Source organism: Nannocystis punicea, from assembly GCF_026965555.1.
GTDB lineage: Bacteria > Myxococcota_A > Polyangia > Nannocystales > Nannocystaceae > Nannocystis > Nannocystis punicea.
Map to the genome: position 1 here is coordinate 11,764,591 of NZ_CP114040.1, position 24,627 is coordinate 11,789,217.

Here is a 24,627-nt window from a genome sequence, read left to right on the forward strand (position 1 = left end):
TCGGAGGTCGGCCCTCAAGAGGCCCCGCGGGTCGGCACCACGCCGAGCGCCGCGAGCACGCGGTCGGGGGTGAGCGGGAGGTCGCGGACGGCCACGCCGAGCGCGTCGTGGACGGCGCAGGCGATCGCGGCCGCGGTGGGGATCGTCGACGGCTCGCCGATGCCGATCGCCCCGGTGTTGTTGGCGCCGGTGTCGACCGGCGTGAACACGACGTCGATCGCGCGCGGCACGTCGCGCGCGCCGGCGATCTTGTAGCTCTCGAGGTTGGGGTTCAGCATCACCCCGCGCACGCGGTCCATCACCCGCTGCTCCGTCAGCGCGTAGCTGGTGCCGAGGATCACCCCGCCCTGCACCTGCGAGCGGCAGGTCAGCGGGTTCATCACCTTGCCGCAGTCGTGGATCGCCAGCACCCGCTCGACCGCCACCACGCCGGTCCACGTGTCGACGCGGACCTCGGCGAACTGGACCCCGGCGATCTGGTAGCTGTTGCCGCCCATGAACTTGACCGGGTAGGCGCCGTAGGTCTCGGGCCGCGTGCCGGTGGCCACCACCGCCTCGCCCTCGATCTTCTTGCACAGCTCGGCCCACGCGATCGACTTGCTGCCGGCGCGCGCCTGTCCTCCGGACCAGGTCACTTCTTCGGGCTTGCGATCGAGCTGCTTGGCCGCCAGCGCGGTCAGCTGCTCCTTGACCGCCTCGGCCGCCGCGCGGACCGCCGGCGTCACGCTGGCCGTGGTCACGCTGCCGCCGCTGCCGACCGAGGGCCCGAGCTCGCTGTCGCCGAGGCGCACGCGCACGGCCTCGACCGGGCGCTGCAGCACCTCCGCGACCACCTGCGCGACCACCGTGGTGATGCCGCCGCCGATGTCCTGCAGGCCGTTCTTGACCTCGACGCTGCCGTCGCGGGCCACGCTGACGGTGGCGACGACCGCCTTGCCGCGGCCGAAGTCGCCCCAGATCGAGGCGGCCACGCCGAAGCCGCGGCGCACGCGGGCGTTCTTGTCGCGCAGCACGGCTGCCTGCTTGCGCCCCTCGTCCCAGCCGAACTGCTTGCGCCCGAGCTCGAACTGGTGGCGGCGGACCGGGTGCTCGTCGTGTTGCAGCCGCAGGTCGATCGGGTCGAGCTTCAGCTTCTTGGCCAGCTCGTCGAGCGCCAGCTCGAGCGCGAACGCCCCCTGCGGGTGCCCGGGCGCCCGCATCGCCGTGCCCGGCCCGCCGTGGGTGAACACGTCGTGGCTCTCGACCAGGATGTTCGGGCAGCGCGAGTAGATGCCGAACGCGTTGCGCCCGACCCCCGCGCCGGTGCCGATCCCCGCGGTCCCGTGGGCGACCACGTGGATCGCAGTCAGCTGTCCGTTGGGACCTGCCCCCAACTTCACGTGCTGGCGCGAGTCGGGGCGGTTGCCGGTGCACAGGTGCTCCTCCTTGCGGTCGAGCAGCAGCCGCACCGGCGCGCCGGCCTGGCGCGCCAGCTCGCCGGCGATGAAGCCCATGCGCGAGCCCGGGGCCGAGGCGCCGAACTTGGCCCCGAAGCCGCCGCCGAGGAAGTCGGTGTGCACGCGCACGTCCGCCGGCCCCAGCTCGAACACCTCGGCGAACTCGTCGCGCACGCTGAAGATGCCCTGCGTCGAGCACCACACGGTCGCCTGCTTGGGCCCGTCCCACTGCACGACGATGCTGTGCGTCTCGAGCGCCGAGTGCGTGTGCACCTGCGTGGTGTACGTCGCCTCGTGCGAGACCTTGGCCATGCGCAGGCCCTTGTGCGCGTCGCCCTTCTTCATCGACGGCGAGGTGCGGATGTTGCCGCGCTGGCCCGCGCTGCCGCCCGCGCCCGGCTCGTCGCCCTCGGTGCTGCGCTCCTGGACCTTGCCGCGGTGGACCAGCGGCGCGCCGTCCTGCATCGCCGCCGCGGTGTCGACCACGAACGCCTCCGGCTTGTACGTGACCGCGATCGCCCGCAGCGCCGCGTCGGCCTGCTCCGGCGTCTTGGCGGCCACCGCCGCGATGTCCTGGCCGGCGAAGATCACCCGCTCCCCGGGCTTCACCAGCGCCAGCACCGCCGACACCCCCGGCAGCCCCTTCGCCGGCGCGACGTCGATCGCCTCGACCACCGCGCACGCGTGCGGGCTGCGCAGCACCGCCGCCCACAGCGCGTTGGGCGGCACGATGTCATGAGTGTACTTCGCCGCGCCCGACACCTTGAGCGGCGCCTCGAGGCGCGGGTGCGGCTTGCCGATCACCTGCAGCTCGCTGCGCGCGTCCCACGGCTTCGGCTCGCCCGCCGGCAGCTGGACCTCGATGTCGCGCAGCTGCTCCGCGAACCCGACCTTGAGGGTGACCTTGCGACCGTCCGGCATGGCTACGCGCTCCCTCCGGCGGCCTCGAGCACCGCCGCGACCACGTTGGGGTAAGTGCCGCAGCGGCACAGGTTGCCGGCGATCGCCGCCTCGACGTCCTCGCGCGCCAGCTTCTGCCCGCGGGTCCGCTCGAGCAGCCCCTGGCACGACATCAACATGCCCGAGGTGCAGAAGCCGCACTGCAGCGCGTCGTTGCGGACGAACGCCTGCTGCAGCACCGACAGCTTGCCGCCGCTCGCCAGGCCCTCGACCGTCGTCACCGCCGCGCCGGCGACGTCGTGCGCCAGAGTCATGCAGCTGTTGCGCGGCACGCCGTCGATCAGCACGGTGCAGGCCCCGCAGGCGCCGCGGTCGCACACCACCTTGGTGCCGGTGAACCGCAGCTGCTCGCGCAGCGCCGCCAGCAAGGTGATGTTGGGCGCGACCTCGAGGGTCTTGGCCTCGCCGTTGAGCGTGAAGCTCAACGGCGCCGGCCCCGGCCCGACGGCGGTCTCTTCGCCGGGGCTCGCCGCAGCGCCCGGGTCGTCGGTGGTGGTGGGCGGCCGTTCGCTCGGCTTGCAGCCGGCGAGGAGACCCGCGGTGCCGATGCCGCGGAACAGGCCGCGACGGGTAATGCCAGCCCGATCGGACATCGCGGCCACGTTACCACGGCGCCCCGACCGCGTATACTCCCGCCCGCTGCATGCAGAGCGCACCTTCGCTGCAACCTGTGAAGCCCCTCCTCGAGGTGGCAGTGTTCACGACCGACCTCGGCCGCGAGCTCGGTGAGCTCCCGACGTCGGAGGCGCTGCGAGCCGGCCTGTCCCTCGAGGCAGCCACCCCCTTACCGCGCCCCGACGACCGCGTCCGCGCCGCCGTGCGCGACCTTCTGCGCAAGGCCGGCTTCAAGCCCACCGGCCGCAGCAAGCCCGCCTCGGAGTACCTGCTCAAGGCCGCGGGCGACGGCAGCCTCGGCAGCATCAACGCCGCGGTCGACGCCTGCAACGTCGCCTCGCTCCACAGCGGCCTGCCGATCAGCGTCGTCGACACCGACCGCGCGGTCCCTCCTTATTCGCTCGGCGTGCCGGCCATGGGCACCAGCTACGTGTTCAACGCCAGCGGCCAGGTCATCGACATCGGCGGCCTCGTCTCCCTGTTCGACGCCGAGGGCCCGTGCGCCGGCCCGGTCAAGGACTCGCAGCGCACCAAGACCCACCCCGGCACCCGCCGCACCCTCTCGGTCGTCTGGGGCACCACCCAGCTGCCCGGCCTCGCCGCCGCCACCGCCGCCTGGTACCGCGAGCTGCTGCACGGCCTCGGCGCCACCACCGAGGCCGTCGCCTTCTCGTAAGAGCATGCTCCGAAGAGCATGCTCCGAAGAGCATGTCCTTCAGGACATGCTCTTCAGGGCACCTGGATGCCCGCCACCCCGGCGAGCACCACGAGCTCGGCCTCGGTCTCGATCGCGGACGTCTCGGCCTCGATGGTGTCGACGATCATGAAGCGCGCCCGCAGCTCGGTGCGCGTGACGTCGACCGACACGTAACCGCGCGAGTGCGCGTTGAAGTGTTTAATTTGGGGGATCGTGGTGACCAGCTGCTCGATGGTCTCGGGCGGCACGTCGGTCTCCGAGCTCGACGTGATCGAGGTCGTGACGATCTCGACCGCCACCACCGGCGCGTTGCTGTCGCCGGCGATCGCGTTGAGGTCGGCCATCCCGCCGACGTGCAGGTCGCCGGCGAGGATCACCACGTTGGCGAGCTCCTCCGCGGCGAAGAAGTCGAGCAGCCGCTGGCGCGCCTTGGGATAACCGTCCCACTGGTCCCAGTTGATCAGCAGCCCGCTGAAGTCCACTTTTGAAAACACGATCTGCTGGGCGATGAGCTTCCAGATCGCCGGCGACGTCGTGAGCCCCGCGGTCAGCCACGCCTCCTGCTCCGGGCCGAGCATGTCGCCGTCCTCGGTCTCGAGCTCGCCGCAGTCCTCGCCCGGCTCGTCCATGCACAGCTGGTCGGTGCGGTACTGGCGGGTGTCGAGCAGGAACAGCTCGGCCAGGTCGCCCCACGAGAACTTGCGGTAGATCGCCAGCCCCTCCGGCGTCGGCGGCTCGACGCGGATCGGCATGTGCTCGTAGAAGGCCTGGTACGCGGCTGTCCTTCGGGCCAGGAAGTCCGGGTCGTCGACCGACGAGATGTCGGCGACGTAGTTGTTGTCGACCTCGTGGTCGTCCCAGATCACCGCCCACGGGAAGCGGTGGTGGGCCGCCTGCAGCTGGCCGTCGCCGCGGTACAGCGCGTAGCGGTTGCGGTAGTCGAGCAGCGTCCGGCACTCCTCGCTCATGTGCGAGCGGACCGGCCCGCTGTCGCCGTTCTCGTAGATGTAGTCGCCGAGGAACAGCACCAGGTCGAGGTCCTCGGCGGCGACGTGGGCGTACGCGGTGTAGTAACCGGTGGTGAAGCGCTGGCAGCTGGCCGAGGCCAGGCGCAGCCGCTCGGGCGCGCTGTCCGGGGCCGGCAGCGTGCGCGTGCGGCCGATCGGGCTGGTGTAGTCGCCGACGCGGAAGCGGTAGAAGTACCAGCTGTCGGGCTGAAGCCCGGCGGCGTCGACGTGAAGCGAGTGGGCGAAGGTCGGCTCCGCGATCGCCTCGCCGCTGGCGACGATCTCGGCGAACGACTCGTCGCTCGCGACCTCCCATGCGACCGCGATCGCGGCCTCGGGCATCCCCCCGCCGGCGAGTGGGTCGGGCGCGAGGCGGGTCCAGAGGATCACGCGGTCGGTGAGCGGATCTCCCGACGCCACGCCGAGCGTGAACGGCGGCCCCGGCAGCGCCGGCTCGCCCGTGGTGCCGGTCGTCATCGGCGCGTCGGTCGTCGTCGGCGCCGCCTCGGTCGAGGTGCCGGTCGTCGTCGAGGTGCTGTCCCCGCCGGTCCCCTCGGTGCCCCCGGCGACCCCGCCGCACGCGCTCGCCGAGGCCGCGGCGACCACCTGCCACAGAAATTCACGGCGCGTCGGGGCGGAGCGAGATCGTGGGCGAGGCGGGCGCGGCGGCGACGTCATGCGGCGCCAGGATAGCGGAACGGGCGCCGCGCCGGTCCCGGCGGCGTCGCGGGCGCGTGACATCGGCGGGCGCGCGCGCCTCGCCCCCCGGTACACTCGCCCGCGCATGCGAGTCTCGCCGCTCCTCCTCGCCCTCGCGCTCGGCGGCGCCTGTGCGACGGCCGTCGCCGCCCCGGCGCCTGCGCCCGCCGACTGGTCGGCCCGCGAGCGCAAGCAGCTGGTCCAGTACGAGGTGAACCTGGCCGCCCCCGAGTCGCGCTGGCTCGAGATCGTCATGACCGTCGAGCGCCCTCGCGGCCGCCGCAGCGACCTCGCCCTGCCGGCGTGGATCCCCGGCTCCTACTTGATCCGCGACTTCGCCCGCAACCTCGACGGCGTCGAGGCCACCGACCTCGCGGGCGTGTCGCTGCCGGTCGAGCGCCTGGACAAACAGACATGGCGCATCGGACATGGCGGAAAGAGCTTCCGCGTCCGCTACCGGGTCTGGGCCGACGAGCCGGGCGTGCGCACCAGCGTGGTCGACGACCGCCACGCGACCCTCAACGGCCCCGGCCTGTTCCTCTACCTCGTCGGCGAGACCGAGCGCCCGGCCGAGCTGCGCTTCACCGGCTTGCCCGCGGGCTGGACCGTCCACGGCGCCCTGCCGCAGCCGTCCCCCGGGACGCTGCGCGCGTCCTCCTACGACGTCCTGGTCGACTCGCCGCTCGAGCTCGGCGCCCCGGTGGTGCACGCGTGGGACGAGGGCGGCACGCGCGTCGAGCTGGTGTTCTCGGCCCCGGGCGGCAGCAACGCCGACCCCGAGCGGCTGGCCCGCGAGCTGAAGCCGCTCGTGCACGCCTTCGCCGAGGCGATGGGCGGCCTGCCGACGTCGCGCTACGTGTTCCTCATCCTCGCCGACGAGAAGAGCGACGGCGGGCTCGAGCACGCCGACAGCACGCTCATGCGTGTCTCTCGGGACATGTTCCACGACGACGCCGGCTACCGCCGCGCGCTCCACCTCGCCGGCCACGAGTTCTTCCACCTGTGGAACGCCAAGCGGCTGCGCGACGCGGCGCTGGTGCCCTACGACTATTCGCGCGAGGATTACAGCCGGCTGCTGTGGTTCCACGAGGGCTTCACCGAGACCGTCGAGGACCAGATGCTCGTCCGCGCCGGCGCCACCGGCCCCGACCAGTTCTTGCAAGAGCTGGCGATCGCGTGGACCGCCTACCTGCAGAAGCCCGGGCGCAACCACGTGCCGCTGACGCAGGCCAGCGTCGAGGCGTGGGTCAAGCAGTACAAGCCGTCGCCGGGCCACTTCAGCACCACCGTCAGCTACTATGAGAAGGGCCACCTCGCCGGCGTCTGCCTCGACCTCGAGCTGCGCCTGCGCTCGCGCGGCAAGGGCTCGCTGGTCGGCGTGTTCCGCCGGCTGATGGCCAGCCACGGCGCGCGCGGCAAGGGCATCACCTTCGAAGACATCGTCGCCGCCGCCTCGGCCGAGGCGGGCAGCGACGTGCGCGACTTCTTCCGCCGCTACATCGAGGGCACCGACGAGCTTCCGCTTCCCGCGCAGCTGGCGCGAATGGGCGTCGACGTCGAGATTCGCGCGCCATCGGCAGGTGAGTCCTCTCCGCTGGCGGCTCGCCGCAAACAGGGCTGGACCGGAATCGTGTTCACCGACAACGCGATCCGCAGCGTCGCCCCCGGCTCGCCTGCAGAGCTCGCCGGCCTGATGCCCGGGGACGAGGTCATCGCCGTCGCGGCTCGCCGCACCCGCACCGGCGAAGAGGCCACCGAACGCCTGATGGACCACGCTCCCGGCCAGTCGGTCGAAGTCGCCCTCTTCCGCGGCGGCCGCCTCGTGCAGCGCACCCTCACGATCGCCGACGACCCACGCAAGGTGTTTCGCTTCGGCCTCTCGCGGACACCAGAACCTGCAGTCCGCGAACTGCGCGACGCGTGGCTCGCAGTCACTGCGAAGTGACGCGCGCGCCCGTGAACGATCCTCTAGGCGCGCGCATGAGGTGCGCTTCATAATGTCCCGAAGGACATGTCATGACGGTCGCCGGCCCTGCGGCCGCCGCGTGTCCGCGACTACTATGATGGCATGGACAGCGCGCATCCCGAGGCCCACGGGGAGATGGGGCCCTTGTTCTCGCCGGACGAGAAGCGCGACCCGACGCTCCGCTTCCGCAGCACCTTGCGGGCCGACGACCTGATCGGCCGCTCGCCGCCGATGGTCGAGCTGCTGCGCCAGCTCTCGCTCCTGGCCCCGCTCGACGTCTCGGTCCTGCTCACCGGCCCGTCCGGGACCGGCAAGACGCACGTCGCCCGCGTGATGCACGCCTCCAGCCCGCGCGCCGCCGCCGGCAACTTCGTCGAGCTGAGCTGCGCCAACCTGCCCGACAACCTCGTCGAGAGCGAGCTCTTCGGCGCCGCCCCGGGCGCCCACTCGACCGCGGTCAAGGCGGTCGAGGGCAAGGTGTTCGCCGCCCGCGGCGGCACCCTGCTGTTCGACGAGATCGCCGAGCTCTCACTGCCCGCGCAGGCCAAGCTGCTGCAGCTGCTGCAGTCGCGCGAGTACTACCCGCTCGGCGCCAGCCGCCCGCGCGCCGCCGACGTGCGGGTGATCGCCGCCACCAACTGCGACCTCAAGGCCCGCGTCGCCCGCCGCGAGTTCCGCGAGGACCTGTACTACCGCCTCCACGTCGTCCCGATCCGCGTGCCCTCGCTGGCCGAGCGGCGCGACGACATCCCCGAGCTCGCCCAGCACTTCTGCGTCCGCGCCTGCGTGCGCCACCGCCTGCCGCCGCTGCACCTGTCCCAATGGACACTCGTCACCGCCCAGGCCGCCAGCTGGCCCGGCAACATCCGCGAGCTCGCCAACGCCGTCGAGGCCGCGGTCATCCGCGCCGCCGGCGAGGACGCGCGCGAGGTCGAGACCCGCCACCTGTTGCCCGACCGCGAGGTCCGCCACGACAGCGCCACCCCGCTCAACTACCGCGAGGCCCTGCGCCGCTTCCAGACCCATCTGGTCCGCGGCACCCTCGAGGACAGCAACTGGAACGTCGCCGAGGCGGCGCGCCGGCTCGCCCTCACGCGCGCGCACATCTACAACCTGATGCAGACCCTGGACATCTCGCGCCCCTGATCGCGCCGCCCGGCGCGGCGCGCCGGCTCACCCGCGCGCGCGCCGACAACTCGATGCAGACGCTGGAGATTTTGCCCCCTGATCACGTGTCCACCCGTCGGGCGCGTCGTCGGGCGACGACCCTGTCCACCCCGCATGACATCCGCGAGGTAGGGACGAGCGCCGCGGGCGGGTCCGCGCGTCGCCGGTGCCCGCATGTCCCCGCAGCTCCCCGCGAGGCCGCCGGACGCCGCGGAGATCCAGCAGACCGGGCCGAACCCTGCGTCCACCGGCGTTGACGCCCGCGGACGCCCGCCGTCGCGCGCTCTGGACAACGAACCCGCCCACAACCGCGGGCGCCCCATTACGGGCCTGGAATGTGATCTGCAACCCAGCGGACCGGACCGTCATGCATCAATCCGGGGCGTATCAATCACCTGTCTCTTCAGCCAGCTTCGTCGTGCGCGAGCGGGACCTCCGCGGCGAACCGGTCGGCCTCGACGCCGCGCCGTCGGCCGTGCGGGTCGAGCTGCTCGGTGGAGCGCGGACGATCGGCGTCACCGTGGTCCCGGCCGAGGCCGAGCCGGCGACCGCGAGCCTCGCGGGGGCCGAGCGCACGGCGGTGCTGCGCGACCTCGACGCCACGCCCGGGTCGCCGGAGCTCTCGCTGCTCCTCTACATGGCGCTGCAGCGGCCGCGGATCTGGCAGCGCACCGCGGTGGTCAGCGCGGAGCCGTCGCTGGCCCCCATGCAGTTGTCGCCGCTGAGCCAACGCGGGCTGCGAGCGGCGCCGCTCGACGTGGCGATGCATCGACTGTTCGCCGCCTGCGACGAGGCCGGCCGCGCGCTGCTGACGAGCCGCTTCGTCGCCGAGGCGGCCGCGTGCCTGTCACGCCAGGCGGAGAGGTTCGCCGACAACGCCTGGTGCCGGGCGGTCCGCGCCGGTCGCCTCGCTCGCGAGCAGTACGTCGCCGCGCTCGCCAACACCCACCAGTACGTCCGCTACACCCCGCGCCTCCTGGCCCGCGCGATCTCGGTGTGCGACGACGAGCCGCTGCGCGACCACCTCACTCGCCACTTCCGCGGCGAACAAAAGCACGACCGCCTCATCGAGGCCGACCTCCGCTACCTCGAGGCCGACGTCGAATTCGTGCTCCACGCCATGGTCCCGTGGGGCCCGACGCTGACCTTCATGAGCCTGCAAGAGAGCATGGTCGCGTTCCACTGCGACCTCGCCTGCTTCCTCGCCGCCCCGTTCGTCGCCGAGGGCCTGGCCGCGCGCGTCGGCCCGCTCGTCCTCGACGACCTCGCCGACAACATCCGCCGCTGGGGCTATCGCGAGCCCGCGCGGGCGACCCGCTTCCTCGTCAGCCACGTGCGCGAGGACGGCGGCGACGACGGCCACTGGAACGCCACCCTCGTCGTCCTCGCCCGCCTCCTGCGCGACGACACCACCCAGCAACGCTTCCTCGCCGCCCTTCACTTGGCATCCGAAGCCTTCACCGCCAGCTATGACGCCTATGCCGACTATCTCACCCTCTTCACCCGTCCCCTCCTCGCTGACCCTTGAGGCCTTCTGCGCCGCCGAGCGCCCCGACCTCGCCGAGCTCTATTGCCTCGGCCAGGTCGACAGCTACCGCCGCCACCCCGGCTGCGTCGCCGCGCTCTGGACAGTGCACATCGCCGAGGCCTTCGTCGTCCTCGCGCGCGCCCACGACGGCACCGCCGCCGGCGGGATGCGCGTGCACCTGCATCGCCCCGGCACCCCGTTGCCGGTCGAGCGGGCCCTGGGCGAAAGCTGTCCCATCGGACAGGCGGTCGCCCGCGCTCGCGGCCCGCTGGTCGAGCTGTGCGGCACCTGGGTCGCGGCCGCCTGGCGCCGCACCGACCTCGCCGCCACCCTGACCGCCGCCACCCTCGCGGTCGCCCGCGCCCTCGGGGCGGCGCAGATCGTCGGCTGCGCCCACCAGCACGTGCTCGACCTCTACCGCCGCTTCGGCGCGGTCGTCGACCACGAGCTCGGCCTCCACCCCTACCCCGACGCTCGCTATCAGACCTGCGTGTTCTGGGCCGACCCCTTCGCCTGTCCCGAAGCGCAGGCCGTCGACACCTGGGCCGAAGCCCTCCGCAACGGCCCCTGTGTCGAGTTCGCCCCCCTCCCCCTCGCGGCCTGATCCGCGGCGCGCATCGACATGTCTTAAAGGACAGATTGCCAGGACCGCCGGTGCGGCCCGGCCGCAGGTGATCGAAATAGGCAAGAGATTGCCTGGAATTGGCGCGCGAGGAGGCGTCCTCCGCGGCTACCGTCTCGATGCATTCGAAGCACGAGGACACGCCGATGAAGACCGCCGCCTACGCCGCCACCGCTGCCGATCGCCCGCTCGCGCCATTCACCCTCGAACGGCGCGAGCCTGGACCGCGAGACGTCGTGATCGACATCCTCCATTGCGGCCTCTGCCACTCGGACATCATGCAGACGCGCAACCAGCTCGGGCGCTCGCGCTATCCGATGGTGCCCGGCCACGAGATCGTCGGACGCGTCGCTCGCGTGGGCGCCGACGTCGCGCGCGTGAAGGCGGGCGACATCAGTTCAGCCGCGAGTACCGGCGACAGTTCGGCGTGCCTCCGGGCGACGACGGCGCGCGCGCACGAAAGGCAACCCGCCCGCGCTAGGGCGCGTCGCCGCGAGCGAGCTCAGGAGTCGTGCTCGACCCGACGAATGAACGCCTCGAGGATCGCCGACACCTCGCTCGCCCGCTGGCGATGGGCCCAGTGATTGGCGTCGAGGCGGTGCACCTCGAGATCGGTCGCCACCTCGGGCACGTCGTCGTAGAGCTCCGGGCGCAGCGCCATGTCGTGGAGCGGCACGATGAGGCACGTCGGCACCTCGATCGGCCGCAGCGGCTGCGGCTTGTGGAGCAGGATCTGGCGGTACAGCGCCAGCGGCGTCAGGGCCGCCTTGCGCGTGCCCTCGGCGTCGAAGTCGCGCAGCAGCGGGTCGTCCTTCGGCACCCCGCCGGCGCGCAGGGACTTGACCCACAACGCCGGGAACTGGCGCTCGATCAGCTGCTCGGGCAGCCACGGCAGCTGGAAGAACAGGATGTACCAGCTCTTGCGCAGCTGATCGAACAGGAACCCGAGCTCGCGCGGGGAGCGGGCCGCGCGGCCCAGGCGGCGCAGGAACAGGCCCGGGTGCGGCCCGGCGGAGACCGTCAGCGAGCGCAGCCGCCGGGCGTAACGCGGCTGCTCGGCGAACATCCACGCCAGCGCGCCGCCCCAGTCGTGGGCCACCAGGTGGACCTGTCCTTCGGGACCGGTCAGATCGTCGATCACCGCCTCGATGTCGCCGAGGTAGCGCTCGAACGCGTAGCCTCTGCGGCTCGCCGACGCCGTCGAGCGGCCCACCCCGCGCTGGTCGAACGCCGCCACCGGGTGCGTCTGGCCCAGCGCCGCCAGCTGCAGCGACCACGTGTCGGCCGTGTCGGGATAGCCGTGGAGGAACAGCACCGGCGCCCGGCGCTCGCCGCGGTCCCACGGGCGGCTGCGGACGACATGGAGCGAGACATCGTCGTGGACGACGAACGCGTGCTCGAGGCGAGCGAGCTCGGCGTGGAGGTCGGCGCGGGCGGGTTCGGCTTGGGGGCGTCCTGACATGGCGGCGCAAGCTTACACACCCCGGCGCGGACTTGCATGCCGCCCGGCTCGGGCCAAAGCTCGATTCTCATGACCCACCCGGCCCGCTACTGGCACCGCGAGGGCGAGCGCATCGTTTGCACCGCCTGCCCGCGCCTGTGCACGATGTCCGAGGGGCAGCACGGCTTCTGCTACGTGCGCAAGCACGAGGACGGCCGGCTCGTCTCGCTGGCCTACGGCAAGCCCAACGCGGTCGCAGTCGACCCGATCGAGAAGAAGCCGCTGTGGCACTTCTTGCCGGGGACCACGATCCTCAGCATGGGTACCGCCGGCTGCAACCTCGGCTGCCGCTTCTGTCAGAACTGGGACCTGTCGAAGGCCAAGTCGCACCACAAGCGCGCGCTCGAGCTGGCCCCCGAGGACGTGCCGGTGCTGGCCCGCAGCGAGGGCGCGGCCTCGGTCGCCTTCACGTACAACGACCCGACGATCTACCCGGAGTACGTCATCGACGCGGCGCGAGCCGCCCGCGCCGCCGGGGTCGCGGCCGTCGGCGTCACCGCCGGCTACATCTCCGACGCCGCCCGCGCCGACATGTACCCCGAGCTCGACGCCCTGAACATCGACCTCAAGGGCTTCACCGAGCGCTTCTATCACAAGCTGACTTTCTCGCACCTGCAACCTGTCCTCGAGACCATCGAGTGGTCAGTCAAGCGCGGCCTGTGGGTGGAGCTGACCACGCTGGTGATCCCCGGCCACAACGACGACCCCGAGGAGCTGCGGGCCCAGTTCCGCTGGATCGTCGAGCACGTCGGGCCCGACGTGCCGCTCCACCTCACCGCGTTTCACCCCGACTACAAGCTGCAGGACGTCCCGGCCACCCCGCCCGAGACCTTGATCCGCGCGCGCGACGAGGCCCGCGCATTCGGCCTGCGCTTCGTCTACACGGGCAACATCTGGGACCGCGTCGGCTCCGTCACTTCGTGCCCGGCCTGCGACCTCCCGCTCATCGAACGCCGCTGGCACGCGGTCGCGGCCAACCGCGTCAAGCCTGACGGCACCTGCCCCGGCTGCGGCGCGCAGCTCCCCGGCGTCTTCGACGAGCGCAGCCAGTCGACCTCCGGCGGCCGGCGCTATCATTTGTTGTGAACGGAGCGCCCATGTCGAACCTCGAGCCGCACCGCCCGCCCGCCGTCGCCGACCGCTTCTACCCCGCCGAGCCGCGCGCCCTCCGCCGCGAGCTCGAGCGCTGCCTCGTCCGCGACGTCATGCCGGTGCCCGCCCGCATGATCCTCGCCCCCCACGCCGGCTACGTCTACAGCGGCTCCCTGGCCGGAAGGACATGGTCTCACGTACATGTCCCGGAGCGCGTCCTGCTGCTGTGCCCCAACCACACCGGGCGCGGCGCGCGGCGATCGATCTGGCCGGGCGGCGCGTGGGACACCCCGGCCGGGCCGGTGCCGATCGCCGCCGACCTCACCGACGCCCTGGTCCGCCACGCCGGCCTCCAGCCCGACACCGCGGCCCACCTGCGCGAGCACGCGATCGAGGTCCACCTGCCGTTCCTCCGTGCCCGCAACCCGCACGCCTCGATCGCCGCGGTCTGCCTCGGCGGCCTCGACTTCGCCGAGTGCCAGGCCGTCGGCGTCGGCGTCGCCGCGGCGCTCCGCGAGCTCGAGGCCGACGCCCCCGGCGCCGCGCCCAAGGTGCTGCTGGCCGCCAGCAGCGACATGTCCCACTACCTCCGCGCCGACGAGGCCGCCGCGCTCGACCACCTCGCGCTCGACCGCTTGCTCGCGCTCGACCCCGCGGGCCTCTACGACACCGTCCTGCGCCACGACATCAGCATGTGCGGGATCTTGCCGGCCACGGTCGCGCTGATCGCCGCGCTCGAGCTGGGCGCCACGCGGGCCGAGCTCGTCGGCTACACCCACTCCGGCCAGGTCACCGGCGACACCGCCCGCGTGGTCGCCTACGCCGGCGCGGTCGTCCAATAGCGACGCGGCTTCGTCGCAGAGCAGCGGCTTCCCTCGGCAGCGATCCTCCTCGCGGATGGACGTCCGTTCTCCGCCTCGAGCGCTTCGTCGCGAAGCTCGCCGGTCCTCGACGGCGACACGTCCTCATCCCGGTCCCGCTTTGCACTCGCGCGGCGCCGCCGCGTCACTCGGGATGCGATCGCTGCAGCGCATCGGCAACCGTGTACGCGGCTCTGTATCCCGCGTCGGCGCACGCGGCGGCCGAAATAACGGCCGGGCGGCGATTCGTTGGAGCGGCGTCATGGCCCGCACCCGCGATCTCGTCGCCCTGTCCGCCATCTTCGTCGCCCCGCTCGCCGCGATCCTCGTCTCGCAGACGTTGCCCGCGCTCGCGGTCGACGCGCCGCAGTCCGCTCCTGCCGGGTCGGAACCGCCCAGCGTCGCCTTCCCCGTCGCCGCGGCCCCGGCCGAGCCCGCTCCTTCCCCGACCGCTCCCGTCGCTCCAGTCTCCGCGCCCGAGCCTGCCGCCGCCGAGCCGAGCGACGCTCCCGCGCTCCCGCCCACGACCGAGGGTCCGGGCAACGCGATGCTCGTGCGCAAGGAGGCGCTGGTGCTCCACACCCACGCCGACCTCCGCTGGGCCAGCGGTCGCCCCGTGATCAAGGCCGAGCCCAGCCACCTGCTCGCCACCCGATCTGTCCGCTGGGACAGCGTGCCCGAGGGCCTGCGCGGCCTGCAGGACGCGACCATGGTCGTGCACGCGGCCGACGGCAGCACCTGCGTCGCCGGCCTCGGCGAGCCCAAGCTCCACCTCGAGCAGATCGGCGACGTCTTCTATTCGATCGAGGACGACGGCCAGGAGAGCTACCTGCCGCCCGCCGACAAAGCTGTCCTTCGGAACATGGTCAAAGAGCTATTCGCCGGGGCCGACGATCTGCTGCTGCTGGCCCGCCAGCGGGCCGCCGACGGCCGCCCTTGCGACGGCCTGTGGGCCCGCCGGGCCGACCTCCCGCCCGCGACCGTGTTCGGCCGCCGCGGCGCGACCGAGGCCGAGGCCGCCGCGTTGACGGCCGAGGCCGCCGCGGTCGTGCGCGCCCAGCCGGAGTTCGCCACCCTCGCCGGCGAGTACGCCGAGTACCTCGCGCCGATGGACACCGAGCGCCGCGCCGACCTGTCGACTTGGGACGACTTCGTCGCCGGCAACCTCACCACCGTCGCCTGGCACGAGATCGGCGGCGCGCGCCAGATCGTCAGCGTCGAGCTCCAGCTCATCGACCGCATGGCCTGCAGCGACGACTTCGGCGGCAGCCTCGCCCTCCTGCTCGAGCGCCGCGACGGCCGGCTCGTCCGCCTCGAGCAGCCGGGCTGGCTCGGCCTCGCCGCGCTGATGGACCTCGAGGGCGACGGCGTGCTCGAGGCAGTCACCGACGACGGCTTCGAGACCGTCCTGCGCACCCACGACCCGAACGGCGCCGAGCTGCGCGACGCCTACTCCGTGCCTTACATCGGCTGCCCGTGCTGACGCCGCGCTCGGGGCATCTCGCGCAGTCCTCGCGCCCGCAGGGAGAAATCATCCCGGGCCGAGGCAGCCCGCAGCTCGCCGGGAAGCTCTCTCACCTATGCGGGCTCGAACCGCAGCAGCGCCCGTACGGCGCGCGCGTGGCTCAGCGCCAGCTCCACGTGGCCTTCGCTGACCTCCGCGTGCAGGTAGTAGTGCGACCGCACGCGGAGCGTCCGCAGGTTCCTGTAGCGCTGGGCCGCCCGGCGATGATTCGCCTCGCGCGAGCCAGCCAGCAGACCGTGGAGGCGCTCGTGGTTGCTGTCGCTCGCGCTCGTGTCGAGACCGAGCGAGCTGCCCGCGGAGTGGTAGATCGCGTAGTAGAGCGTCGCGATCGCCACACGCCGCGCCGCCTCCGTCTCTGCCTGGTCGAGCTGTCGCAGCGCCTCGGTCCACAGCGCATCGGGCGTGATCATGGGCCGATCTCCGTCACCGGGATCTCGGGGCCGTAGATCATGTAGACCACGTGATAGAGGGCCTCCGGGGCGTCCGCGGCGGCCCCATCGGCCGTGTCCCACACCCCATCCTGGAGGCGATCGATCTCCGAGTACGAGTGGGAATCCGTCCAGTAGTTGAGGACCAACTGCTTGTGCGCGTCTTCCAGGCCCTCGATCGACGCCGCGAACGAGGCGACCCGTTCGCCCAGGTACGCCTCGACCGCCGCTTGCAGCCCGGGCCAACCCGTGGTGAGCCCGCGCGCGGCGAGGAGCTGCACGAACGGGTGTCCGGGGTGCCGGCGCTCGAGCCAGGCGATCTCGCCGTAGCGCATGGCGATGTGCGCCGCGCAGTCGATGCGGCGGGCCGCCCCGGCCTCGTCGAGCGCGCGAGCGTCGAGGCTCTCGAGCACGCGCTTCGCCTCCGCGACGAACCCCGCGTCGCCGAGCCCCGCCACCACGTTGAGCGTGACCTCCGGCGTCACCGCCGGCAGCGACTGCCACAGCGCGAGCCCCCGCAGCGCCTCTCGCCGGGCCTCCTGCGCCCGACCGGCGAGCACGAGCGCGTGCCCGTAGATCGTCGAGGCGATCAGGTTGCGCGGCTCGCGTTCCACCTCCTGGGCCAGCTCGCGCAGCACTTCACCGAGCAACGAGCCGTCCTCGGCGCGGAAGGCTTGCAGGCGCTGGTGCAGCGCGACGGACTTGAGCGCAGGGACTGCCATGATCGCGCGCAACGTAGCTCGAGCGCGCGAGGTCGTCCAGGCGACCGAGCCGCCGCGCCGTATCGCAGGCGACCCGCCGCGTTCGACGAGACCACCAACTGGCCTTGGGCTCCGACGAGCTCGCTCGCCCTGGCGGCGAAGCGGCCAGCCCCGTCGGCTCTCGCCTCACCGCAGCACGATGAAGCTGAGCGGCATCTCGGAGTCGACTGGTTCCCAGTCGACGTCGACCGACGCCACGCGGGCCGAGGGCGGGCCCTTGCGGCACCACTCGACCAGCGCCTCGACGCGGGCGCGGGTGCCCTGGGCGCGCAGCTCGACGCGGCCGTCGGGCAGGTTGCGGACCCAGCCGCGCAGGCCGAGGGCCTGGGCCCGGGCTTGCGCGCTGGCGCGGTAGTAGACGCCCTGGACGCGCCCGTCGACGCAGACGAGCGCCTGGACCACTTCGAGCTCCTGTCCCATCGGTCCTGTCCTCGGTAACCTGGCCCTTTTTACATGTCCCTTGCTACATGCCCCTCGGCGCAGGCGCTCAGTCGTTCATCGCGCCGGCGGCGATCCACGCCTCGATGAGGGCGACCTTGTCCGCGTCCATCAGGCCCATGACCGGGGGCATCAGCGTGCCCGCGCCGCCGGCCTCTTCGAAGCCGCCGGCCAGCTTGAGGTACAGGTAGCTGGCGCTCGGGTCGCCGGGCTCGACCAGGTCGAGGTCGGTCGACACCGACTTGACGTCGACGATCGCCCCGTAGGAGTCGCCCATCGGCATCTCGAGCATGCCGTTGGCGGCGCTCGGCGCGGTGAAGTGGCACGAGCAGCTGGCGTCGATGATCGCCTGCACGTTGGCGAAGGTCGGCTCGGCGGGCGCGCCGGTGGTGTCGGTCCCGCCGGTGTCGGTGTCGGTGTCGGGGCCGCCGGTGGTGGCCGGCCCGCCGCCCTCGAACTCGGCGCCGGCGATCCACGACAGGATGACCTGGTTGTTGGGGTTCAGGAAGTCGTTGTCGGCCGGCATGCGCGGCACGGTGCGGGTGAGGCCGAGGCTCGCCAGCAGCGCGTCGGGCAGCATCACGATCGCCAGGTACGAGTTCGTGGTGTCGCCGAGGGTCACCAGCGGCACGCCGTTGACCTCGCCGGTGAGGATGCCGTCGATCTCGTCGCCGGCCAGCGCCGGCAGGGTCGCGCCGGGCGAGTGACAGCCGGCCTTGCCGCAGCTGGCCTCGAAGGCCTCGCGCACCGCCGGGGGGACGCCACCGCCGCCGCTGCCGCCGCTCCCCTCGGTCTCGATCGCCTCGAGCTGGTTGCAACCCGCGAGCATCGTCGTCGACGCCAGGGCGAGGCACACGGACTTGAATGTCTTCCGGGACATGTCGTTACAGGCTCCACTTGCGGCTGAGGTTGAAGCCGAAGAAGAAGTTGCCGCGGTCGGTGAACGGGTTCTTGCTCTGACCGCCGGGGGCGTACAGGTTGGTGTGGATCTCGCGGGTGTTGGTGATGAAGATCTGGAAGAAGTGCTTGCCGGTGTTGACCGAGCCGCCGATCGCCCACGAGCCGATGTTGCTGCCGTTCCGGTCGGCGTTGCCGCCGCGGTAGAAGAACACGTCGGCGGGGATCGGCAGGTGGTACTCGAGGTCGATGCCCCAGCGCTTCTTCTGACCGAGCCACACCGTCGAGGCAATGCCGATGCCGAGCGTGCCGCGCTTGTCGCGGACCTTGACCGGGCCGCTCACGTCGTCGTCGGGCAGGTCGACCTGCACGTTGGCCGAGTGGTTGGTGCGCAGGTGGTAGCCGACGGTCAGCTGCGTGCTCCAGCGGTCGAACCACAGCCGGCTGAGCAGCAGCTGGATGTTGCCGGCCCACGGGTTGGCGGTGTTGCTGGGGAAGTCGCGGAGGTACTCGACCGAGGCGTAGCCGCCGAAGCTCAGCTTCTTGCCGTCCTCCTGGCGGATCGGGATGTACTTGGTGCCGAGCTCGTAGCCCTTGCGCGAGTTGGTGCGCCGGATCAGCACGTCCCAGCCGTTCAGGATGCCGTAGGCGAAGCCGTACGAGATGTTCGCGCCGGCGTCGAGGCCGAACGCGCCGCGCTCGGTGCCGACCTGACCGAAGCGGTGGTCGATGCGGAACTCGAAGGTCCGGCGCCCGAGCGTCGTCGTGGTCGGCAGGTTGATCTGGAACGTGCCGTGGAACGGCGGCTTGCCGCGCTCCTTCTCCTTCTTGCCGTCGTCGGTGCCCGCGTCGGCGGTGCCCTCTCCCGGCGCCGCCTCGGGGCCCTCGCTCGGCGCCGGCGTCTCGACCGCCGCGCCTGCGCTCGCGTCGCCGGCGGGCGACTCGCCGAGCGCGACGATCCACGAGCGCACGAGCTCCATCTCCTTCGCGTTGAGCGGGTCGTCGCCCATCGGCATGATGTCGCCCTTGACGCTCTTGCCGGGCGTCAGCTTGGCGACGAGGTAGCTGTTGTCGGGGTCGCCGGGGACGACGAAGCGCTTGTTCGCGTCCTTCGACTTGTCGCGCGACAGGTGCGACAGGTCGCCGACGAGCACGACCTCGCTGCCGCCCGCCTCGTGACAGGCGCTGCACTTGTCGTCGAACAGCTTGCGGACCTTGACCTCGAGGTCGGCCGCCTTCTTGTTGCCGGCCGCGGCGCCGCTGCTGGCCGAAGGGGCAGGTGCTGCCGGGGCCGCGGGCGTCGGTGCGGTCGCCGGCTTGATGCCGGCGATCCACTCCTTGATCGTCTTCTTCTGCGCCGCGGGCAGCGAGTCGCCGGGCGGCATCGCGTCGCCGCTGATGCCCTTGGTGCCCATGACCTTGGCGTAGAGATAGCTGGCGTCTGGATCGCCGGCGACGACCAGCGGCTTGCCGGTCGCCTTCGACTTCACCGAGGTCAGCCGTGCGGGTGACCCCGCGAGCGAGACCTCGTCGGCGCCATCATCGTGACAGGCGGTGCAGCTGTCTTCGAAGATCGCCTTGACCTTCGCCTCGAGGTCAGGGGCCGGCGCGAGGGCCGAAACGACAGCCAGAACGAGTGGTGCTGCAGGCGCGAGCATGTGCGTCAACCGTGAGTGTTACCACAATGCGTGGCGCCAAACTCTCCGATAATATCCGCGCCATGCGCCCACCTTTCACCCGGCTCGTCCTTGCGTCGCTGACGCTCCTCGCGTGCAACACGAATCCGGAGTCGGCGACGAAAGACGCGCCCGTCGTCGCCGGCAAGACCGACGCCGAGAGCAAGACCCCGCCGGCGGCCGACGCCAAGGTGGCCCAGCCGCCCCCGTCGACGGAGACGAAGACGGCTGGTGACCCCGCGACACCTCCGTCCGGCGACGTCAAGGCCGAGGACGCCAAGGCCGAGGACACCAAGACCGACGCCGCCGCTGCGACCGCAGGCGAGGCCCCGCCGCCCGCGGTCGACCCCGCCGCTGCCGCCGAGGCCAAGAAGAAGCTGCTCGACGAGGCAAAGGCGAAGAAGACGTCCGACACCCGCGCAAAGAAGGCGCTCGAGGAGGCCGAGAAGGGCGGCGCCACGGTGCGCGAGGTCGCCGAGGCCGCCAACGCCCGCGGCGAGGCGCTGTTCGACGAGCCCGAGCGCGCGGCCGCGTTCTTCACGTGGGCCAAGGACAAGGACACCACGTATCCGAATCCGGTGTTCAACCTCGCCAAGCAGAGCGCCAACGCCGGCGACACCGCGCCGACCGTCGAGCTGCTCAAGGAAGTGTCGAAGCGCGGCGGCAAGACGCTGCTCAAGCAGGTCGGCTTCGACCCGACGTTCGAGATCGTCAAGGACGACGCCGAGGTGCAGAAGCTGATCAAATGAGCGCCCGTCCCGTCGGCGTGCTGTTCGTCTGCTACGCCAACATCGTCCGCTCGCCGCTGGCCGCCGCAGTGTTCACGCGGCTCGCGGGCGAGCGCGGCCTTCAGGCGCGCTTCCGCATCGACAGCGCCGGCGTGGCCGCCGACCCGGGGAACCCCGCGCACGCCGGCAGCGTGCAGGTCGCCGCCGACCACGGCCTCGAGCTGATCCACTCGAGCCGTCCGCTGCGGCGTGACGACCTGTTCGACTTCGACGAGGTGCTGTTGCTCGACCGCCTGGTCGCCTCCGAGCTGCGCCGCCTCACCGCCGGCTCCGCGTTCGGCCCGATCGCCGGCCCGGGCCAGCAGGCGCGCATCCGGCTGCTCGCGTCGCTCGCCGACCCCGGCGCCCGCGGCGCAGACCTCGACGTCCCCGACCCAGTCCGCGGCGGCCCCGAAGGCTTTCTCACCGCGTACCGGCAGATCGCCCGCGCCTGCGCCGCGCTGCTCGACGACCTGTCCAAAAAAGCATAGCTCGAATGACCTGCTTCGAAGGGCATGTCTTTTAAAACGTGCTCTCCAGGACATGTTCGAAAAGACATGGTCTTCGAGGCCTGCAGAGGCGGCGATCGCCGAGTCGCCGCGCGCCCGCCTCGACAGAGGAGCCGCTCCCTGACAGCTCCCTCCTCGCAGGGGCGCACGTGCGCCCCGCGAGGGCTGCTCGACGCCACGAGAGCGCGTCCGCCAGCGCTCCTGAGACCTTCGCCGGCGCGCCACGTACGTGCGCCGCTGCGAGGACCCACGAAGCGCATCGCGCTTGCGACGCCGTGACCATGCACGAAGAAGGCCGCCGCGCTCGCAGCACGGCGGCCCTCACACGCTCGCATCCCTTCAGTTGCGCAGCGTCGGCGCCTTCTCGGGCGCTGCCGCCGGGGCCGCGACCACCGCCGTCGCCGGCTTGTTGTCGCCCGCGGCCTTGTCGGCGAGCGCGTCGGGGTGGATCTCGAGCTCGGCGAGGCCGCCCGGGATCAGCAGGTCGGCCACCGGCGTGCCCTCGGCGATCACGCTGCCGTCACGGCGCTTCAGCACGATCGGCGGGTGGGCCTTCTCGTGGGTGGCGAGCTGATTGCTGAGCACCGCCTGCTTGGCCTCGTCGAGCGCGGTCCAGGCCAGACGGCCGCGGCACTTGGGGAACTTCGAGCAGCCGAGCCACGGGCCGCGCTTGCCCATGCGCAGGTTGAGCGGCGCGCCGCACTTCGGGCACGGCACGTCGACCTCGAGCGCCGGGGGCGTCGGCAGCTTGACGCCCTCCTTCTTGTCGAGGTTGATGACGAACTTGGTGTGCGGGAAGTTGACCGAGGCGAGGAACGGGCCGAAGCGGCTGTTGCGGAGCTCCATGTCGGAGCCGTCGTCGGGGCAGACCATGTCGACGCGCTCGGGCAGGAGCGGCCGGCCGTCGCGGGTGATCGGCGCCGCGTAGTCGCACTCGGGGTAGCGCGTGCACGACAGGAAGCGGCCGTTCTTGCCGAACCGGTAGCAGGTCGGCGCGCCGCACTTCGGGCACTTGTAGATCGCCGGCTGCGCCTCCGCCTTGGCGTGGGTCATCGTGTCGCTGGCGCGGTCGAGCGAGCGGCGGAAGCCGCCGTAGAAGCGCTCGAGCATCTTCTGCCAGTCGGCGCCCTTGTCCTCGATCTCGTCGAGCTGGGCCTCCATCGCCCGCGTGTAGCCGACGTCCATCAGGTCGCTGAACGCCTCGACCAGCTTGTCCGTCACGACCTCGCCGAGGTCGGTGGCGTAGAAGCGGCGGTCGAGCTGCTCGACGTACTTGCGCTCCTGGATGACCGAGATGATCGACGCGTAGGTCGACGGCCGGCCGATGCCCTCGGCCTCGAGCGTCTTGACCAGCGACGCCTCGGTGTAGCGCGGCGGCGGGCTCTGGAACTTCTGCTGCGGCTCGATCGAGAACGTCCCGAACGCCTGGCCCTCGCCGAGCGTCGGCAGCGTCTGCTCCTCGGTCGCCTGGACCCCGAGCACCTTGAGGAAGCCGTCGAACGCCAGGGTCCGGCCGGTCGCGCGGACCACCGCGCCGGTCGGCTTGTCGGCGCGCTCGAACATCACCGCGGTCGCGTCCCACTGCGCCGGCGTCATCTGGCAGGCCACGGTGCGGGCCCAGATCAGCGAGTACAGCTTGAACTGCTCGTCGGTCAGCGCCTCGCGCACGTCCTCGGGGCGGCGGTTGATGTCGGTCGGCCGGATCGCCTCGTGGGCCTCCTGCGCGTCCTTGTTCGACGACGTGTAGATATTGGGCTTCTCGGGCAGGTAGGGCTCGCCGTAGCGCGAGCCGATGAAGCCGCGGATCTGCGTCAGCGCCTCGGCGGACAGCGCGGTCGCGTCGGTACGCATGTACGTGATGAGACCGACCTGACCCTCGCCCGGGATGGCGATGCCTTCGTACAGCTGCTGCGCCGCGCGCATCGTCCGCTGGGTCGTGAAGCCGAGCGTGTTGGCGGCGGCGATCTGCAGCGACGAGGTGATGAACGGCGCCGACGGGCGCGAGCTGGTCCGCTTGGTCTCGACCGACTTGACGCGGTAGCGCACCGCCGGGTCGACCACGCCGGTGATCGTGCGCAGCGTCTTCTGCGGGCCCTTGCCTTCGGGGTTGTCGCGCGCGGTGATCTTGATGTCGCCGAGGCCGACGGCCTCGACCGCGCGAGCGACGTCGCCGGACAGGTCGCGCGGGGCCGTCGAGGCCGCCGTCAGCGCGAACTTCTCGCCGCCGAGCTCGACCAGCTCCGACTCGATCGCCGCGTGCTGCGACATCCAGGTGTTCTGCGCCTTGAGGGTCGGGCCCTTGCCCTTCTCGTCGACGGTGGCGAGGAACGTGGCCCACGCGGCGGACAGCGGCCCCGACTGGGTCGGGTCGACGCACAGGCGGACGGTGACCTCCCAGCGCTCGTCGGGCACGAAGGCCGCGATCTCACGCTCGCGCTCGACGATCAGCTTGACCGCGACCGACTGCACGCGCCCGGCCGACAGGCCGCGCGCCACCTTCTTCCACAGCAACGGCGACGCCTGGTAGCCGACGATGCGGTCGAGGATGCGGCGCGCCTGCTGGGCGTTGACCTTGTTGACGTCGATCGGCCGCGGGTTGGCGAACGCGCGGTGCACTGCCTGCTGCGTGATCGCGTTGAAGACCACGCGGCGGGCCGCCTGCGGCGGGATGCGCAGCTCCTCCGCGAGGTGCCAGGCGATCGCCTCCCCCTCGCGGTCCAAGTCTGTTGCGAACCACACCTGCGACGCGCTCTTGGCCAGCCGCTTGAGGTCGGCGACCGTCTTGCTCTTATTGGTGAGGACCACGTAGGTCGGGCGGAAGCCGTGCTCGAGATCGACCCCGGGCACCGGCTGCTTGGCGCCCTTCTCCGACTTGGTCGGCAGGTCGCGGATGTGGCCGACCGACGCCTGCACGACGAAGTTCGAGCCGAGGTACTTGTTGATCGTCTTGGCCTTCGCGGGGCTCTCGACGATGACCAGCTGCTTGCCGCGCGCCGACGCGCCCTCGCTGCCGGCCTCGGCCTCGGTCTCGACCTCGTCGCCCTCCTCGGGGGCTTCCACGGGCGGGGCCTTGGCCTTGGGCGCCTTCGTCGCCTTGGGCGCCTTCGCCGCCTTCGCCGCCTTGGGCGTCGCGGCCTTGGCCGTCTTCTTCGCGGGCGCGGCCTTCTTGGCGGCGCCCTCCGCGGCCTTCGGTTTGGTCTTCGGCTTCGCCGGCGTGGCCGCCTCGCTCGCCTTCGCCTTCACCTTGGCGACCTTGCGGGTCTTGGTGGGGGCGTCGGTCTTGGTGCCGTCTGCAGAGGAAGCTCGCGCCATGGGGGTCACGTGTGAGACGAGATACAGGAAGGAGGGGCAATAAAAAAGCCCCGGACCTGGCGCCGCCAGGTCCACCGGAGCCTACCTCTTTAATAGAAGCCTCACGGCGGCGCCAGCGGGACACGGGTTCGACGCCACGGAGGACGACGAACGCGGACTGGCGG

Annotated in this window: 21 protein-coding genes; 11 read left to right on the forward strand and 10 right to left on the reverse strand. The window is 71.9% G+C overall.

Going from position 1 to position 24,627, the window contains the following annotated elements; genetic code table 11:
- Nucleotides 1–14: 14 nt before the first annotated feature.
- Together O0S08_RS45140 and O0S08_RS45145 are read right to left on the reverse strand one after the other, a co-directional pair.
- A complete protein-coding gene (locus tag O0S08_RS45140; RefSeq protein WP_269035716.1) occupies nt 15–2,357 on the reverse strand; it encodes a xanthine dehydrogenase family protein molybdopterin-binding subunit in 2,343 nt (780 codons plus the stop codon).
- Between the two features lie 2 nt (nt 2,358–2,359).
- Nucleotides 2,360–2,989 (reverse strand): (2Fe-2S)-binding protein, encoded by a 630-nt coding sequence (locus O0S08_RS45145; protein ID WP_269035717.1) that lies wholly within the window; start codon nt 2,987–2,989, stop codon nt 2,360–2,362.
- Between the two features lie 50 nt (nt 2,990–3,039).
- Between O0S08_RS45145 and O0S08_RS45150 the strand changes: the two genes are divergently transcribed.
- Nucleotides 3,040–3,687 carry a hypothetical protein gene (locus O0S08_RS45150; protein WP_269035718.1) on the forward strand — a complete coding sequence of 216 codons (648 nt, stop codon included), beginning with the start codon at nt 3,040–3,042 and terminating at the stop codon, nt 3,685–3,687.
- A 53-nt stretch (nt 3,688–3,740) separates the two neighbouring features.
- Here O0S08_RS45150 and O0S08_RS45155 read toward each other — a convergent pair whose 3' ends face one another.
- A complete protein-coding gene (locus O0S08_RS45155; RefSeq protein WP_269035719.1) occupies nt 3,741–5,393 on the reverse strand; it encodes an alkaline phosphatase D family protein in 1,653 nt (550 codons plus the stop codon).
- A 106-nt stretch (nt 5,394–5,499) separates the two neighbouring features.
- Here O0S08_RS45155 and O0S08_RS45160 point away from each other — a divergent pair, with 106 nt between their 5' ends.
- The 5 genes from O0S08_RS45160 (at nt 5,500) to O0S08_RS51495 (ending at nt 11,281) form a co-directional block, all read left to right on the forward strand.
- A complete protein-coding gene (locus O0S08_RS45160) occupies nt 5,500–7,359 on the forward strand; it encodes a M61 family metallopeptidase (RefSeq protein WP_269035720.1) in 1,860 nt (619 codons plus the stop codon).
- 123 nt (nt 7,360–7,482) lie between these two features.
- Nucleotides 7,483–8,526 (forward strand): sigma 54-interacting transcriptional regulator, encoded by a 1,044-nt coding sequence (locus tag O0S08_RS45165; RefSeq protein ID WP_269035721.1) that lies wholly within the window; start codon nt 7,483–7,485, stop codon nt 8,524–8,526.
- Between the two features lie 388 nt (nt 8,527–8,914).
- Nucleotides 8,915–10,075, forward strand: coding sequence for a heme oxygenase-like domain-containing protein (locus O0S08_RS45170; protein ID WP_269035722.1), 1,161 nt, complete (start codon nt 8,915–8,917; stop codon nt 10,073–10,075).
- Nucleotides 10,026–10,679 carry a GNAT family N-acetyltransferase gene (locus tag O0S08_RS45175; RefSeq protein WP_269035723.1) on the forward strand — a complete coding sequence of 218 codons (654 nt, stop codon included), beginning with the start codon at nt 10,026–10,028 and terminating at the stop codon, nt 10,677–10,679. Before O0S08_RS45170 ends, O0S08_RS45175 begins: the two co-directional genes overlap by 50 nt.
- Nucleotides 10,680–10,843: 164 nt before the next feature.
- The gene (locus O0S08_RS51495) at nt 10,844–11,281 is read left to right on the forward strand and encodes an alcohol dehydrogenase catalytic domain-containing protein (RefSeq protein ID WP_269041915.1); all 438 of its coding nucleotides are present in this window, start codon (nt 10,844–10,846) and stop codon (nt 11,279–11,281) included.
- Here O0S08_RS51495 and O0S08_RS45185 read toward each other — a convergent pair.
- The gene (locus O0S08_RS45185) at nt 11,200–12,159 is read right to left on the reverse strand and encodes an alpha/beta fold hydrolase (protein WP_269035724.1); all 960 of its coding nucleotides are present in this window, start codon (nt 12,157–12,159) and stop codon (nt 11,200–11,202) included. The two genes, O0S08_RS51495 and O0S08_RS45185, sit on opposite strands and share 82 nt — an antisense overlap.
- 69 nt (nt 12,160–12,228) lie before the next feature.
- Here O0S08_RS45185 and amrS point away from each other — a divergent pair, with 69 nt between their 5' ends.
- From amrS to O0S08_RS45200, 3 genes are all read left to right on the forward strand, one after another.
- Nucleotides 12,229–13,284, forward strand: coding sequence for an AmmeMemoRadiSam system radical SAM enzyme (gene amrS / locus O0S08_RS45190; protein ID WP_269035725.1), 1,056 nt, complete (start codon nt 12,229–12,231; stop codon nt 13,282–13,284).
- A gap of 11 nt (nt 13,285–13,295) precedes the next feature.
- Entirely contained in the window at nt 13,296–14,132 is an 837-nt protein-coding gene (gene amrB / locus O0S08_RS45195) for an AmmeMemoRadiSam system protein B (protein WP_269035726.1), read from the forward strand.
- 280 nt (nt 14,133–14,412) lie between these two features.
- Nucleotides 14,413–15,633, forward strand: coding sequence for a hypothetical protein (locus tag O0S08_RS45200; protein WP_269035727.1), 1,221 nt, complete (start codon nt 14,413–14,415; stop codon nt 15,631–15,633).
- A gap of 95 nt (nt 15,634–15,728) precedes the next feature.
- Here O0S08_RS45200 and O0S08_RS45205 read toward each other — a convergent pair whose 3' ends face one another.
- The 5 genes from O0S08_RS45205 to O0S08_RS45225 all read right to left on the reverse strand — a co-directional run bounded on the left by O0S08_RS45205 (nt 15,729) and on the right by O0S08_RS45225 (nt 19,857).
- Complete coding sequence (locus O0S08_RS45205; RefSeq protein ID WP_269035728.1) at nt 15,729–16,085, reverse strand: hypothetical protein; 357 nt, start codon at nt 16,083–16,085, stop codon at nt 15,729–15,731.
- The gene (locus O0S08_RS45210; RefSeq protein WP_269035729.1) at nt 16,082–16,825 is read right to left on the reverse strand and encodes a hypothetical protein; all 744 of its coding nucleotides are present in this window, start codon (nt 16,823–16,825) and stop codon (nt 16,082–16,084) included. Before O0S08_RS45210 ends, O0S08_RS45205 begins: the two co-directional genes overlap by 4 nt.
- A gap of 165 nt (nt 16,826–16,990) precedes the next feature.
- Nucleotides 16,991–17,284, reverse strand: coding sequence for an acylphosphatase (locus O0S08_RS45215; RefSeq protein WP_269035730.1), 294 nt, complete (start codon nt 17,282–17,284; stop codon nt 16,991–16,993).
- Between the two features lie 67 nt (nt 17,285–17,351).
- Nucleotides 17,352–18,182, reverse strand: coding sequence for a hypothetical protein (locus O0S08_RS45220; RefSeq protein WP_269035731.1), 831 nt, complete (start codon nt 18,180–18,182; stop codon nt 17,352–17,354).
- A gap of 4 nt (nt 18,183–18,186) precedes the next feature.
- A complete protein-coding gene (locus tag O0S08_RS45225; protein ID WP_269035732.1) occupies nt 18,187–19,857 on the reverse strand; it encodes a DUF5777 family beta-barrel protein in 1,671 nt (556 codons plus the stop codon).
- Nucleotides 19,858–19,919: 62 nt separating this feature from the next.
- On the opposite strand from O0S08_RS45225, the gene O0S08_RS45230 reads away from it, so the two are divergent.
- Both O0S08_RS45230 and O0S08_RS45235 read left to right on the forward strand, forming a co-directional pair.
- Nucleotides 19,920–20,624: a hypothetical protein gene (locus tag O0S08_RS45230; RefSeq protein ID WP_269035733.1), complete on the forward strand. Its 705-nt coding sequence runs from the start codon at nt 19,920–19,922 to the stop codon at nt 20,622–20,624.
- Nucleotides 20,621–21,133, forward strand: a complete 513-nt coding sequence (locus O0S08_RS45235; protein WP_269035734.1) for a low molecular weight protein-tyrosine-phosphatase — start codon at nt 20,621–20,623, stop codon at nt 21,131–21,133. Before O0S08_RS45230 ends, O0S08_RS45235 begins: the two co-directional genes overlap by 4 nt.
- Nucleotides 21,134–21,490: 357 nt before the next feature.
- Here O0S08_RS45235 and O0S08_RS45240 read toward each other — a convergent pair whose 3' ends face one another.
- Nucleotides 21,491–24,463, reverse strand: a complete 2,973-nt coding sequence (locus tag O0S08_RS45240; protein ID WP_269035735.1) for a DNA topoisomerase family protein — start codon at nt 24,461–24,463, stop codon at nt 21,491–21,493.
- Between the last annotated feature and the right edge of the window lie 164 nt (nt 24,464–24,627).

Coding starts and splice junctions, on each gene's coding strand:
- O0S08_RS45140 (WP_269035716.1), bottom strand. CDS start 2,357: ATGCCGGACGGTCGCAAGGTCACCCTCAAGGTCGGGTTCGCGGAGCAG.
- O0S08_RS45145 (WP_269035717.1), bottom strand. CDS start 2,989: ATGTCCGATCGGGCTGGCATTACCCGTCGCGGCCTGTTCCGCGGCATC.
- O0S08_RS45150 (WP_269035718.1), top strand. CDS start 3,040: ATGCAGAGCGCACCTTCGCTGCAACCTGTGAAGCCCCTCCTCGAGGTG.
- O0S08_RS45155 (WP_269035719.1), bottom strand. CDS start 5,393: ATGACGTCGCCGCCGCGCCCGCCTCGCCCACGATCTCGCTCCGCCCCG.
- O0S08_RS45160 (WP_269035720.1), top strand. CDS start 5,500: ATGCGAGTCTCGCCGCTCCTCCTCGCCCTCGCGCTCGGCGGCGCCTGT.
- O0S08_RS45165 (WP_269035721.1), top strand. CDS start 7,483: ATGGACAGCGCGCATCCCGAGGCCCACGGGGAGATGGGGCCCTTGTTC.
- O0S08_RS45170 (WP_269035722.1), top strand. CDS start 8,915: ATGCATCAATCCGGGGCGTATCAATCACCTGTCTCTTCAGCCAGCTTC.
- O0S08_RS45175 (WP_269035723.1), top strand. CDS start 10,026: ATGCCGACTATCTCACCCTCTTCACCCGTCCCCTCCTCGCTGACCCTT.
- O0S08_RS51495 (WP_269041915.1), top strand. CDS start 10,844: ATGAAGACCGCCGCCTACGCCGCCACCGCTGCCGATCGCCCGCTCGCG.
- O0S08_RS45185 (WP_269035724.1), bottom strand. CDS start 12,159: ATGTCAGGACGCCCCCAAGCCGAACCCGCCCGCGCCGACCTCCACGCC.
- amrS (WP_269035725.1), top strand. CDS start 12,229: ATGACCCACCCGGCCCGCTACTGGCACCGCGAGGGCGAGCGCATCGTT.
- amrB (WP_269035726.1), top strand. CDS start 13,296: ATGTCGAACCTCGAGCCGCACCGCCCGCCCGCCGTCGCCGACCGCTTC.
- O0S08_RS45200 (WP_269035727.1), top strand. CDS start 14,413: ATGGCCCGCACCCGCGATCTCGTCGCCCTGTCCGCCATCTTCGTCGCC.
- O0S08_RS45205 (WP_269035728.1), bottom strand. CDS start 16,085: ATGATCACGCCCGATGCGCTGTGGACCGAGGCGCTGCGACAGCTCGAC.
- O0S08_RS45210 (WP_269035729.1), bottom strand. CDS start 16,825: ATGGCAGTCCCTGCGCTCAAGTCCGTCGCGCTGCACCAGCGCCTGCAA.
- O0S08_RS45215 (WP_269035730.1), bottom strand. CDS start 17,284: ATGGGACAGGAGCTCGAAGTGGTCCAGGCGCTCGTCTGCGTCGACGGG.
- O0S08_RS45220 (WP_269035731.1), bottom strand. CDS start 18,182: ATGTCCCGGAAGACATTCAAGTCCGTGTGCCTCGCCCTGGCGTCGACG.
- O0S08_RS45225 (WP_269035732.1), bottom strand. CDS start 19,857: ATGCTCGCGCCTGCAGCACCACTCGTTCTGGCTGTCGTTTCGGCCCTC.
- O0S08_RS45230 (WP_269035733.1), top strand. CDS start 19,920: ATGCGCCCACCTTTCACCCGGCTCGTCCTTGCGTCGCTGACGCTCCTC.
- O0S08_RS45235 (WP_269035734.1), top strand. CDS start 20,621: ATGAGCGCCCGTCCCGTCGGCGTGCTGTTCGTCTGCTACGCCAACATC.
- O0S08_RS45240 (WP_269035735.1), bottom strand. CDS start 24,463: ATGGCGCGAGCTTCCTCTGCAGACGGCACCAAGACCGACGCCCCCACC.